The sequence below is a fragment of the Paenibacillus sp. 7523-1 genome, from assembly GCF_002276415.1.
GTDB lineage: Bacteria > Bacillota > Bacilli > Paenibacillales > Paenibacillaceae > Paenibacillus > Paenibacillus illinoisensis_A.
In genome coordinates this window covers 53,373-66,904 of the sequence record NZ_NPBR01000031.1, presented here as the reverse complement: position 1 = coordinate 66,904, position 13,532 = coordinate 53,373, and the positions used below count along the sequence as shown (strand labels likewise).

Annotated in this window: 12 protein-coding genes; 1 reads left to right on the top strand and 11 read right to left on the bottom strand. The window is 49.4% G+C overall.

From position 1 onward, the window contains the following. Positions 1 to 42: 42 nt before the first annotated feature. From CHH60_RS30440 to CHH60_RS30435, 3 genes are all read right to left on the bottom strand, one after another. Positions 43 to 564: a hypothetical protein gene (locus CHH60_RS30440; protein WP_255248113.1), complete on the bottom strand. Its 522-nt coding sequence runs from the start codon at positions 562 to 564 to the stop codon at positions 43 to 45. Between the two features lie 276 nt (positions 565 to 840). Continuing rightward, a complete protein-coding gene (locus CHH60_RS28155; protein WP_095362208.1) occupies positions 841 to 2,112 on the bottom strand; it encodes a S1C family serine protease in 1,272 nt (423 codons plus the stop codon). 55 nt (positions 2,113 to 2,167) lie between these two features. Further along, positions 2,168 to 2,290: a hypothetical protein gene (locus CHH60_RS30435; protein ID WP_255248112.1), complete on the bottom strand. Its 123-nt coding sequence runs from the start codon at positions 2,288 to 2,290 to the stop codon at positions 2,168 to 2,170. A 491-nt stretch (positions 2,291 to 2,781) separates the two neighbouring features. Between CHH60_RS30435 and CHH60_RS28150 the strand changes: the two genes are divergently transcribed. Beyond that, on the top strand, positions 2,782 to 2,994 hold the full coding sequence (locus CHH60_RS28150) for a hypothetical protein (protein WP_095362207.1): 213 nt from the start codon (positions 2,782 to 2,784) through the stop codon (positions 2,992 to 2,994). On the opposite strand, the gene CHH60_RS28145 is transcribed toward CHH60_RS28150, so the two are convergent. The 8 genes from CHH60_RS28145 to CHH60_RS28110 all read right to left on the bottom strand — a co-directional run bounded on the left by CHH60_RS28145 (position 2,963) and on the right by CHH60_RS28110 (position 13,100). After that, entirely contained in the window at positions 2,963 to 3,769 is an 807-nt protein-coding gene (locus CHH60_RS28145) for an MBL fold metallo-hydrolase (protein ID WP_095290593.1), read from the bottom strand. The two genes, CHH60_RS28150 and CHH60_RS28145, sit on opposite strands and share 32 nt — an antisense overlap. A gap of 6 nt (positions 3,770 to 3,775) precedes the next feature. Continuing rightward, entirely contained in the window at positions 3,776 to 4,519 is a 744-nt protein-coding gene (gene yycI, locus CHH60_RS28140) for a two-component system regulatory protein YycI (RefSeq protein WP_095290591.1), read from the bottom strand. Positions 4,520 to 4,792: 273 nt separating this feature from the next. Further along, entirely contained in the window at positions 4,793 to 6,073 is a 1,281-nt protein-coding gene (locus CHH60_RS28135) for a YycH family regulatory protein (RefSeq protein WP_095362206.1), read from the bottom strand. Further along, the gene (gene walK / locus CHH60_RS28130) at positions 6,057 to 7,907 is read right to left on the bottom strand and encodes a cell wall metabolism sensor histidine kinase WalK (protein ID WP_095362205.1); all 1,851 of its coding nucleotides are present in this window, start codon (positions 7,905 to 7,907) and stop codon (positions 6,057 to 6,059) included. Before walK ends, CHH60_RS28135 begins: the two co-directional genes overlap by 17 nt. Continuing rightward, on the bottom strand, positions 7,907 to 8,629 hold the full coding sequence (gene yycF, locus CHH60_RS28125) for a response regulator YycF (protein ID WP_095362204.1): 723 nt from the start codon (positions 8,627 to 8,629) through the stop codon (positions 7,907 to 7,909). Before yycF ends, walK begins: the two co-directional genes overlap by 1 nt. 248 nt (positions 8,630 to 8,877) lie before the next feature. Next, positions 8,878 to 10,410: a peptidoglycan DD-metalloendopeptidase family protein gene (locus CHH60_RS28120; RefSeq protein WP_095362203.1), complete on the bottom strand. Its 1,533-nt coding sequence runs from the start codon at positions 10,408 to 10,410 to the stop codon at positions 8,878 to 8,880. A 465-nt stretch (positions 10,411 to 10,875) separates the two neighbouring features. Next, positions 10,876 to 11,640, bottom strand: a complete 765-nt coding sequence (locus CHH60_RS28115; protein ID WP_095362202.1) for a hypothetical protein — start codon at positions 11,638 to 11,640, stop codon at positions 10,876 to 10,878. 173 nt (positions 11,641 to 11,813) lie between these two features. Further along, positions 11,814 to 13,100, bottom strand: coding sequence for an adenylosuccinate synthase (locus CHH60_RS28110; protein ID WP_095362201.1), 1,287 nt, complete (start codon positions 13,098 to 13,100; stop codon positions 11,814 to 11,816). Between the last annotated feature and the right edge of the window lie 432 nt (positions 13,101 to 13,532).

Genomic DNA, 13,532 nt, shown 5'->3' with positions numbered 1-13,532 from the left:
ACTTATCTATGCTTCAATACATTCAATCTCCAGTCCAACTTCTTAATTCAATCCCGACTGTGCCTTGGTCAGCAGCTTGCCACCCTGGAACGCCAGAATTGCATTGGCCCCCGTATCACCAGCGCCCTTATAACTGTAGACGACCGTATTCTCCGCTTCACTCAGGGCTTCGCCTTCCCCGCCAATAATCTCCTTCACTTCATCATACGTCATGCCCACTTCAAGCTTCTCATATTGAGCAAAGGTAATTCGTATGCCATCCCCTTTGCCGGCAGATCCGTTATTACCTGAGGTAGCAGAACCATTCCCACCCACTTCATTTGCTGCTGTTACCGTGCTGTTCAGCTCTTCCAGCTTCTTCTCCAGCGCAGCAATTTTCTCATCCTGCTTTATACTCTTCTCACCTTGTGAGGCAAGCTGCTTCTCCAGACTTGCAATTCGTCCCTCCAAACCACTGTTATCCGCAGATCCAGAGGAAGATACCTCAGATCCACATGCAGAGAGTACGGATAATGATAGTAGTAAAGCCGCTCCTCCGAGCGATGGTTTCATCAAATGTTTCATCGAATAAGCTCCTCTTCTTGCCAATTGATCTTTCAACCCAACCACGACAAATGCATGTTACTCGCACAATCGTGCACCTTGGCACATTTTAAAATAGTCTATCATAGCCTACCCCTTCTGTAACTGAGACTTTGGCTCTGGTTCAATCCGCTTATTCGGAAAAGAAAATAAAAAAGTCCCCGATTCGTGTCAGAAGGTTCAACCATCCCAAAAAAATGATGTGTTGCCTCTTTCACGAGCAGGGGACTTCTCGCCCAAATTCAATTCCGATTACCTTTACTCCGGTTTATCGGTCAACTTCACAGAAACCTTCTCGGCATTGCCGTCCCGATAAAAGGTGACTTCAATGGTATCGCCAATCTTCTTCTTATCGTACAGATACTTCCGAAGATCCAGCGTAGAGGTAATTTTTTGCCCATCAAATTCCGTAATGACATCATTGAGCTTCAAACCCGCTTCGGATGCCGGACCGGACGCTTCAAGCACGACAACACCGCTGTCGACGTGAGATGGCAGCTTCAGATCCTTGCGCTGCTCATCATCCAGTGGTGCATATGGATTGCTGAGATCAACGGTGTACACGCCCAGGTATGGACGGGACACTTTGCCGCTCAGCAGCAGTGAATCGACGGTTTTCATCACTTCGTTCATTGGAATTGCAAATCCCAGACCCTCAACGCCTGTATCCGAGATTTTCATTGTATTGATGCCGACCACTTTGCCGTTCAGATCAACGAGTGCGCCACCGCTGTTCCCTTCGTTGATGGCTGCATCGGTCTGGATTACGTTCTGCTCCCAGTCGTATACACCATCCTGGTTAATGGACACGGGCAGGATCCGATCCGTATAACTGACAATACCGGATGTCAGCGTACCGCCCAAGCCAAGCGGATTTCCGATGGCGAGCACCGTCTGACCACGCTGAAGCTTGCTGGAATCGCCAATCTCCGCTATGGGCCCAATGCCTTTGTCATCCTCAACAGACATGACTGCGATGTCGCTTACGCGGTCCTTGCCGACCAGTTTCGCCTTGTGTGTCTCGCCCTCGACAGTCACGATCTCCAGATCACTTGCCCCTTCGACGACATGATGATTGGTCATGATATAGGCCTTGCCATCTTCCTTCTTGAAAATGACACCTGATCCAAGCGCCGAATCTTCCATGGATAGACTGCTACCCGTCTTATGGTTCACGATGCTCACGACCGAAGGACGCACCTTGGCTGCTGCCTGGATAATCCGGTCATATGGATCAGCCGCCTGCGCGGCCTGCAGGTTACCTCCGTTCCCGCCATTGCCTGTAGCGTTGGCCAGAGGAACAGATGCGGGCTGCATGATGAAGCTAAACAGCGTAACGGTCACGATGGAACTGATTACCGAACTAATGACTGCCACCTTCACGGTGGAGCTGATGCCCGAGCGAGATCGGCGCGGATTTTGCCAGCGATCCCGTCCACCGGGGCGGATAATCTGAAGTTTGCCTTTCTGTACAGGCTCGGCGCGTCTTGATACTTTGGTTGAATAAAAATCGTCTCCGAACAATCCCATCGTGATCCTCTCCCCTTCGTTGTCACGCATCCAGATCCTGACTGCCGCCTGATCATTATGGCATGGCCAACGATGGTGTTCTCACATAGCCCACTCCGCCGACAGATGAACCTTTCGATCGCTTCTCCAAGTTCATTCTGTCGTCTCCGTTACGTGAAGACCCCAAACGGTTTTCCATGCTTTCTAGCATTTTTTCAAGGTTGTTTTGCATATCGCTGCATCTCCGCTATCCCGAAATGAAGCGTCTATGTACAGCAGAACGGACACTCCCATCCTGTCTATGACTCTACCAGCAACGTTCTCGCATTCTACGACATGCCAACTTCCCGAACAAACAAGCCTCTCTTTCAAGGCTCCATATATACTAAACACGTCAAATTCAAAAAAGTTGCATAATTACGAAGATTGACGCAAATTTCTGCTAAAGCAGGTTTACCAATAACGGACCTATAATAAAACGTCCATATTAACTATCACCACAAAACCCGGTTCGCTAAGCGTACTTTTTCCAATTTCTCAAGAACTTTTTCGGCTCAGGAAGCCACAGACTTCAGCATACACGCCTCAGAACACAAATTATAGCGGCAAAAAGAGGAATGTTTTCCATCCAGCCTGACTACAATAATAGTAAAAGACCAATTCGAAGGTTCATAGAAGGAGGATTCACTTATGGAACGCACGCGTACTCTCACAGCTATGGATGAGGTTCATATGGCGGCCAAGCTGGCCGATCTCAAGGAAGAACATTATCGTAATACCCTAGCGTTAAGCACGATCATCGAGCTGCTGATCGATAAAGGCATTCTGACCCGTGAGGAATTCGAGCGCAAAGCCGCCGAACTCGACAGCTTTATGGCTCACCCACCCTATCCCATGGCGTAGGACGGTCGTAATACGTATCACAGAGTTTGAACTCATGATCCCGATAGAAGCATCCACGGCTCTCCATCGCGTCGCGCACTGACATTTTCGCCAAGTCCATCATATTATGATCCCGGCTAAGATGTGCCAGATACGTGCGCTTGATGCGTCCGTTCATCAGTTCACTAAGCGCTGCCCCTGCTGCTTCGTTCGACAAATGCCCTATGTCGCTCAAAATCCGGCGCTTGGTGTTCCACGGATAACGCCCCATACGCAGCAATTCGACATCATGATTCGCCTCCAGCACCAGCACGTCAGAATCGGAGATCGCATCGCGAACCTTGTCGCTCATATAGCCAAGATCTGTTGCAACAGACAGCTTCTCACTGCCATCATCGAACGTATACCCTACTGGCTCAGCCGCATCATGCGAGATCCCGAAAGATTCCACGCGCAGTGACCCAAAATCATGCTTTTCTCCCGTCTCAAACACTCTCCGGTTTTCCTCTGGAATGGCCCCAACCGACTTCTCCAGTGCCGCCCACGTATTCGTATTTGCATAGATTGGTAAATTATATTTCCGAGACATCGCGCCTAGTCCTTTAATGTGATCGGAATGTTCATGTGTAACCAAAATCCCGTCCAGCTCTGTTCCTGAAATCTCCCGTTCCAGAAACAAGGCTTCCAGACGCTTCGCACTAAGGCCCGCATCAATCATGAGGGACGTGCCCCCATGCTGTATAACTGTGGCGTTCCCTGTCGAACCGCTGGATAACACGGTAAAATATATCCCCATAACGCATTACTCCCCTGGTTTGTCTGTCTTGGGACTGAATACATCCCCACTGATGCCCTGCACGTACAACACTTCGCCACTTTCCAGCACGAACCGCCATGCCGGCATCGCTACCTGTATATCGGAATTAAACAACTGGCCGTAATAGCCCAGCTGAATGTCTTTGACAATTGCATCGTTTGGCAAAAAGTTCTCGATCAGCGTTCCCAGCGCCTTGGGCGCCGGAAGCACCTGCTGATCGCTCTCCTCCGCGGTTGTAATCCGCACCGGAGTCTGACGGTAACCCGTAATTTTCTGATCGCTGTAGAACAGCTCCAGACTGACATTGAAGAGCGGCCATTTCCCATCGACTAGCGGATGAAGCACAAACGCCCCATCCTCCGTCATCAGCTGATCCAGCCGGTACGTGCCAATCTGCGGAATTTCGTCCGCCAGCACGTCCGCCAGCTCTCTTTGCGAGAAGATTAGCTTGCTGTCCACCGGCTTGTCCAGATCGATTTGAATCCCCGTCTTGTCCTCTTCTATAAACTCATAGGACAGCTTAGGCAGCTTCGGCGTTTCGTTTGGAATTGGTGCCAGCACCTGAATGCCCTTCTCTTCCATCGCCTGCTGTGTATTGTCTGCCAGCGAGGTGAAGTCCAGATTGGCTCCGGCCGTCTCCCGCGCATCCATCCAGATCTGGTAACCGAGCACCAGATTGAGCAGCAGGAAGGCATAGATTAACACATTTTTCGCCCGTCCCCAATCCAAACCATTCACCTCCGTTATTTGATATAAGACAACTAATCTCACACTGGACCACTACGCGGTCAGAACAACCTTCCGATCGCTGTTACCCCCGGATTTCATGAATTCCTCTTCTCAAGGGGAAATCCGGTGGTAGCGTATGCTTCCGAAGTAGCTTTCTTTCAGAAAGCTTTTAGCGAACGCTCCGCTTCTTCAGGTTTATTCTGCCCTCTCCGTTATCGTGTGACCTTACACCTCGCTCCAAATCGAATGGCTCCGGCACCCTACAACAACCTATCAAGAAACAGTGGTTTCCTCTCCGTTGCTGAAGCGGATCACCCATACAGGGATCAGCTTCAGTCCACCTTCAATCGTGGACGGACGATACGCCGGATACACATCTACCACTTGGCGACTCTCTCCAGCGACCTTCTCGATAAGTGCTTTCAGCTTGTCTCCGCCTGACAATTTCACCGATTTCTTCGTCTCGGCACCCTCGTTCAGGTATTCCAGCGAGCGTTCATAGCTGGACACGGTCTCCTGCTGCATCTCCATACTGATGGTGCCAAAGCGGAACTGCACCGAATCCATAATCGGGAAACTGCCATAATACTGTTGGAACTCCAGCTGTGTTTTGTTATCCACGGTATCCAGCATCATGCGTGAACGGCCTTTCCAGCCGCCATGCTGGTTCACAAAATCCACCGCAGACAGCGCGTCCTTCGCCGCATCAATCTGCCCTGCAGGCGGTGCAGCCGGGTCCGTATAGCTAATCCAGCGCTGATCCTGCTTCACTTGCAGACTTCGTTTGCTGTCTGTATAGATCTCCGACCCATCCTTTTCCCGAATATTTCGGGTCATGCTGGGATCGAAGAACAGGCTGCGCTGCATCTGCTCCACCGTGAACTGCCCGGTTGGCACATCGGCCTCCACCACATCCAGTGGCTCTGCCGGAATATAATATCCGCCATCCGTCAGCGTGTATGGCGTCCAGTTGGTACCAAAGTCGACGTGCTGCTGAACGTCCTGGACCGTCAGGTCCGCCTGGGTTGCTTCATAAACTACATCACCCTTGGCACTGAAGAACAGGGCATGGGCTTTGGTTTCATTTTTCGCGGTATAGATCGCTATCCGGTTAATGGTTTCCCCCTGAAACAATGAATCCGTACCCAGTCGCATCACTCGCTGCAGCAGGGCAACCGGAATACCTTCCTTGAACGACAGCTCAATGCCTGGGTTATCCTTGCGGATCTGATCCCAGTTCACAGACTGTACCGTGCGCCGCTGAAAATCATCAAATGTCCGTCCTTGCAGACGTGAATAGATCAGCTGGTAGAAGGTATTGCCTGGATAAAACACGGTATGTTTGTCCTCTCCCAGATGAATCATCATCTGATCGGGGAAGATCAGTTCCTCAATATCTCGCTCCTGACCCATATTCTCAGTCTTCACATAGTTCGTCTCAGACGTCACAATGGAATCCCCGCCTCCGGGCAAACGATAGATCAGAAAATAACTCTGCACCAGACTGGCAGCAACGAGAGAAGCGAGCACCAGGGATTTAATCCGTTCCTTCAAGGTGCTCACCTCCTTTTTCACGCATAGGCAGTGTGAACGTTACGGTGGTGCCGACATCCACTTCGGACTCCAAAGAAATGGTGCCGTCATGTGCCCTAACAATTTCCCGGGCAATGGATAGTCCGAGTCCTGTACCGCCCATACTGCGGGAACGAGCTTTATCCACACGGTAGAACCGTTCAAAGATACGATCGAGGTCCCGCTGCGGGATACCCATCCCCGTATCTGACACGGAAATGGCAAGGGTATGCTCATCATTGCGTCTGGCTGCAATCGTAATCGTGCCGCCCTCCAGCGTATACTTCAGCGCATTGGATACGACATTATCCAGGACTTGATCAATCTGGTCCCGATCAAGGGGTACCTCAGGAATGCCATTCTCGACCGACAATACGGGCTGAATATCCTTCTGATGCATCTGGAATGAGAATCGATCCGTTACCTCCTCCAGCATGTCCATAATATCCGTCGGCTGTTTGCGTAGCAGTGCTTCCTTGGAGTCGAGCCTGGAGAGATGCAGCAGATCCGTCACCAGCCGTATCATCCGCTCCGTCTCATTCTGAATAACGCCAACGAATCGTCCCGCCAGCTGCGGGTCTTCAAGCGCACCATCGTCCAGCGCTTCTGCATAACTCTTGATCGTCGTCAGCGGTGTACGCAGCTCATGGGATACATTGGCAACGAACTCGCGCCGGGATGCCTCCAGCTCTTCCTGCTCGGTAACATCCTGAAGCACGGCAATCGTTCCGGTAATGCCCAACTCGCGCCGATGAACCGGCGTAAATGTCATCCGAATCACCACGGGTTCCTCCTGCCCGGCAGGTGCAATCTGCAGCAGTGTCGAGCCTGTAAAGCCACTTGCAAGTGCTTCTGCATCTTCAGGATCAATACCGAGCAATACGGCAAAATGCCTGCCTTCGATATCCGCAGGGCGCATGCCCAGGATGCTGCTGGCCCGGCGATTGACCAGAATGACTTTGCCATATTCATCGGTCGCGACCACACCATCACTCATATTCGTTAAAATGGACGTCAGCTTCTCCTTCTCCTCTTCGTTCTGGGAGAGTGCGTCCCGCAGGCGACTGGTCATGTAGTTGAACGCCCGGCTGAGCTGTCCAATCTCATCTGTACCAAATACAGGTGTCTGCTGATCAAAGTTCCCTTCGGCAACCGCTGTTGCCCTGCGGGTAACTTCCTTGATGGGCTGCGTAATAGTATGCGACAGAATGACACCAAGCACTGCGGTCAGTACCAAGGCAATCAGTATACCGGAAATAAAAATTTTGTTGATTCCCTCCATGGTGGAGTACAGCTCGTTCATGGAGGCGGCGATGTAGACCGCGCCGATGATCTTGCCGCCGGACATGACCGGCTTGGCCACGACCTTTTTACGGACATTGTCTTCGTCCACAATATACTCCTCGTTATCCCGGATGCCTTGCAGTGCCCGACTGACAACGGTCTGGGTGTTTTTGCGGCCCACATAATCGGAATGTGAACTCAAGGAGGTGGTTAGCACTTTACCACTGGCATCCAGCACCTGAATCTCGGCACCGTTAATGTTGAACAGATTGTTCACCAGTACACGCAAGTTTTCCGTTTTGTCCTCGCCAGGCTCTGCTTCTCCGCCAGCCATGGTCTCGCCAACAAGAACAGACAGCATTTCCGCCCGTGCCTGCAGATCCTCGGTAAAGTTGCTCGTCAGGGAGTTCTTCATCGCACTCACGAAATAAACACCGATCAATTGCATCGCAATCAAAATCAGCAGTACATAGATAATAATCAGTTTCGCCTGAATCGTTCGGAAGAACGAAAATCGCGAGAAACGCCCCATTATATCCCCACGCTTTTGGGACTACGCACGAGATAACCCAGCCCGCGGCGAGTCAGAATCGTTTCCGGTTTGCTCGGATTCTCCTCAATCTTCTCTCGTAGACGACGAATCGTAACATCCACGGTACGTACATCCCCAAAATATTCATATCCCCATACTGCCTGCAGCAGATGTTCCCGTGTCATAACCTTGCCGGAATTCTTCGCCATATAATAGAGAAGCTCATATTCACGGTGCGTCAGATCAAGCGGTTCACCACTTTTATAGGCTGTATACATGTCCATATCAAAGGCAAGATCAAACAAACGCATGACCTGCTTCTCGTCGTCCTCCGGAGCCTCGGCTACCATCGCAGGCTTCTGTCGTCTGCGCATCTGTGCCTTCACCCGGGCGAGCAGCTCTCTCGTACTGAAAGGCTTCGTTACATAATCGTCCGCACCCAGCTCCAGGCCGAGCACTTTATCAATCTCGCCGTCCTTTGCCGTGAGCATAATAATCGGCAGCTCCAGATGGGCGCGTACCTCGCGGCACACATCCATGCCATCCTTGCCAGGAAGCATCAAGTCCAGCAGCATCAGATCCGGTTTCTCGGATAACGCCAGTTCAACTGCACGAATGCCATCAAAAGCGCAGATGACCTCGTACCCCTCTTTTTCCAAATTAAACTTCAGAATGTCCGCAATGGGCTGTTCATCGTCCACCACCAAAATCTTCCCCTGCATCGGCTGTATTCACCCCTATATCCTGCTTGATCCGCTCTAGCGGTCTTTATCTCTTTTGGATCTTATCTTCTATGACAAACGTAATTCTAAGGTTTGATCTATAAAGGTATCTTTACTGTATAGTTTAACATACCTGAAGGACAGTCACATCCTGATCCAACGATCCAAATGCTACAAATTGAAAATATTTTACAGCATGAAAAAACAAGGCCGGCATTTAAGCCAACCTTGCTTCTGATTTCTTTCCCCTAGTTAAGATACGTCATCGGATTTTCTGGCGTTCCGTTCTTGATAATCTCGAAATGCAAATGCGTTCCGGTCGAACGACCCGTGTTGCCCATAATGCCGATGCTCTCCCCTTTTTCAATCACTTGTCCAACCTTTACGCCAATGCTGTCCAGGTGGCCATACAGTGTTTCATATCCGTTACGATGGTTAATGATAATGACATTGCCATACCCGCTCTTCTGTCCTGCAAAAGTAACCACGCCCTCATCGGCGGATTTCACATCCCGGTTACCTACCAGATCGACACCTTTATGTTGACGACCCCAGCGTTGTCCGAAGCTGCTGCTCATCGTTGCGTTTGATACAGGCCAAGCGAATTCACCTGTACCCTCACCGACCACTTTCGTTCCGCTCAGCACCACCTCAGTAACCGCTGCCTTGATGACTTCCTGGCCCAGCCATTCTTCCTTGATGACTTCACCATTTTCCTTGGTTACACGGTATTGCATGCTTTTTAGTCCGCTTTGTCCAGGACGTACCACTTTGGTTGTGCCTGCTTTTAGCTCATCACTTTTTCGCACTTCAACTTGTGGTTTGATCTCAATTTGCTCCACGACCTGCTCAACCGACTTCACCGTAACTGCCGGTTTAGGCACCGTCAGCGTAAGCTCATCCCCGATTTGCAGTGACGTTTCCTTGATGCCCGGATTGTTCTTGCGAATTTCGCTTTGCGTAATCTCATATTTGGCTGCGATGGAAGAGATCGTATCTCCTTCACGCACCACGTAGGTTACAGGCGCATCTTTACCAACGGTTAATGCTTTAACCGCCTCGGACACGTCCCATATTTTGTTCGGATCTGCCTTCACTGACTCTGTCGCCACATCTTCCTTGATGTCTACGGACTTCAGCGTTGTACTTGGCCCTTCCGCTTTGCTTGACGAGTTAGCCGATACCGACTTCGTCTTGAGCGAACTGCGCACAGCCGATGCCGATATGTATTTGCTCTGCACTTGTTCCAGAATGGCATCTGCTGTTGCCTGATCCTTCACAATGCCGATTACTTCGCCATCCACTTTGAGTTCCACACCTTTGGCATAGGCTGTCAGCATATCATCCAGCTTGTCCAGCGTTTCTTCGCTGTTCACTTCAGGTTTATACGCTTTTACCGTTTCGGTCGTGATGCCATCGGTGTTCAGCACCATTTCCGCATCAGGATATTTATTTTGGTATTCCTCGGTTTTGTCTGCAAAAAGTTTCTGTAATTGCGCTTCATCCGTGATGCTGCCAATCTCATTCCCTTTTACCATGACCTTGTAGTATGGAACGGTGTTTGCAGCAACGTACTGCTTGCCTGCGAATCCAACCGATGCAGCGATGAACACTCCGCATGCTGCTGTAATGATCCATTTACGCGAGGCCAGGACGCGCTTTTTATTTACACTGAAGTTGGACATGCTCATGTTGTTTTTATCTTCGGCCGTCCGGTGTTCTCCGGATTGTTCGTGTACCCGGTTTTTGCCCGGTTGGCGTATGCCTCTGAAACCTTTCATGATTCTCTCCTTTTCAGCACTTCTCAGTTCGCATTTCTGTCAAGACACACCCATCGTGTCTGTCTCAAGTCTGTCGATATTTGGTTCTGGGTGTCCGCTAATCAGGACTTTAGCTGCGCTCATAAAAGTGTCAAAATTTTAACCTTTTATCACACCCGTATACTTTAACACAGGTTTTACACTCATTTCAACTCTAGGCGTCACAGCCTAAAGCCGCGCCCCGCTTGGTTTTCCTGTATTATCCATAACATGGCAGGCGCATATTCTTACCCATTATGCCTCATGTTCAGGTATACTATGTAGTTTCAGTCTAGTTTTAGGACTAGGTTCTAAGACCCACAACAATGCATAATTGTTTTCATAAAAACACAATCAAAAAATCCCTCGCCAGATGATCTCAGACAAGGGATGGTTGTATGAATTGAATATGCTATACACACATCATGCGTATTTGTAAACTATTACTTATTCAGCCTGAAGCACTTCCATAAGATTATCGTATTCCTCACTCGTCAGATATTTCGATATCACCTGTTCAATATCACGTAATTCCTGTTCGGTCAGGCCATCTTCCATTGCGCCCGAGATTTGCTGCATTTCATTTTGAGGGAGCTTTGCCATCAGCAGACTGAAGATCTTCTCTTTTTCCTCCAGAGGCAGCTTGTCCTTTGTTCCGGTAATATCATCTGGTGATACCACAATAGCATCATTACCTGAACCAGCAGAATGACCAGAGGTTCCAGCCGTACCATTGCCAGCCGCTGTCCCGTTTCCACTTCCCGCAGCACCTTCTGTAGCCTTATTGGGGTCTGTGTCTATGCTGCTGCCTGGGTCAACGTTGCTGCTCTCGCCTCCACCGGTTGAAGCCGTCTGGTCGGTTTGATCTGAGTCATTCCCTGTATTTCCTGAACCATTGTCAGCGCTTGTCTCAGATTGGTCTTTTTCATTCCCCATGACCGATATAGCATCCTCTGGAACTTGTTCCTCTTCAGCACCAGTCGGCTGATCCGTTGTTCCTGCCCCCGGTTTGTTCTCCTCGCTCGCCTTACCACCAAGTGTACCCTGGAACATGGATGTTAACCCCAGCGGTTGACCTTCCCACTCAATATTAAAACTCGCCAGCAGCGACTTCACATACGATTGTACAATTAATCCGGTTGTCAGTAGGGTCAATGAACTAACCAGCATGACGGTAAGTACGATCTTGGCAAACCATTGAAGCAACTTCATCCCTGTTCTCCTCCTCCAATTATCCAACCTGTCTGTGGCAGTCAGCACATCAGGTCTGTGATTCTACTGTTATTCAGTATTGACGGAAATCTCGGGATTATATCAGGAGATATGCGAAAAACCCCAGTCATCGCCTATGAGGCGATAACTGGGGGTCTATGATTCAACATAAATTATACGTAGATTGGAAGAACTTGATTCGTTTGCTCACGGTTACGACCTACGGAGAAGATCGCGATTGGAATACCTGTCAGCTCGGAAACACGTTTCACATAGTTCTGTGTGTTCACAGGCAGATCTTCAAGTTTCTTGGCTCCGGTGATATCCTCGCTCCAGCCTGGCAGCTCTTCGTATACCGCTTCACATTCAGCCAGCATTTTCAGACTAGCTGGGTAGTGTGTGATGATCTCTCCACGGTATTTGTATCCTGTGCAGATTTTCACCGTTTCAAGACCTGTCATCACGTCCAGAGAGTTCAGGGACAGTCCTGTAATGCCGCTGACACGACGAGCGTGACGCACGACAACACTGTCGAACCAGCCCACACGACGCGGACGTCCGGTTACGGTACCATACTCATGTCCTGTCTCACGGATCTGATCACCAACTGCATCATGCAGCTCAGTAGGGAATGGGCCATCTCCTACACGTGTGGTGTAGGCTTTAGCTACTCCGATGACCTGTTGAATGCGAGCAGGACCAACGCCGGAACCGATACATACACCGCCTGCAGAAGGGTTGGATGAAGTTACATAAGGATACGTTCCTTGGTCAAGGTCCAACATCACACCTTGTGCACCTTCAAACAATACTTTTTTGTTCTCATCAATGGAATCGTTGAGTACAACGGATGTATCACGTACGTAAGGACGCAGGATTTCTGCATATCCCAGGTAATCTTTCAGAATTTCTTCTACATCTACCGGCTCACCGCCATAGACTTGCTCAATCACACGGTTCTTCTCTTTTACCAGATGACGCAATTTCAGTTCGAACTCTTCCGCATCAAGCAGGTCAACCATCCGAATACCGATCCGAGCTGATTTATCCATGTAAGCTGGACCAATCCCTTTACCGGTTGTACCAATCTTGTTAGGACCTTTGCTCTCTTCTTCCAGTGCATCCAGAACCATGTGATATGGCAGGATGATATGTGCGCGTTCACTGATGAACAGGTTTTTGGTTGTAAAGTCATTATCATGAATATAGTTAATTTCTTCAATAAGTGCCTTCGGGTTGATAACCATGCCGTTACCAATTACACAAGCTTTATCTGTGTAGAAAATGCCCGATGGAATCATCGTCAGTTTATATTTTTTGTTGTCGATCAGAATCGTGTGTCCTGCGTTGTTACCACCTTGGTAACGAGCGACCACGTCTGCGCTTTCAGCCAAATAATCCGTAATCTTACCTTTACCTTCGTCTCCCCATTGCGTTCCCACTACAACTACCGTTGACATCGTACATACCTCCGTGGGTGCCTTGCGCACCTTTGTATTGGTCTGTCCGTCCTCTATCTCGGCAGGAATTCGAAGTGAAAATACCAGCGGAGAAGCGTGCTAACGGACAGTGAAAATCCACCTCGTGTTACATATCAAGGAAGGTTTTCGCTGCTTTAACGCAGCAATTCTAGTGTACCAGTCCCCTATTTCAAAGTCAAATGAAATGGCGAACAATTGGTAATCGCACTACTTTAATGTTCGGAATTAACCCCATATTTTCACGCAAAAAACCGGGGCAGCCTGTCAAAACTAGCTTGACGGCTAACCCCGGTTTAATTGCACGATAGAATTAAGGCCCTACATATCGTAATTTGAATCTATTTATAAGTCCATATTAACTAGTAGTTGATGAGCACAGGATCTTCTCTATTAACTAGCAAAATATAACGT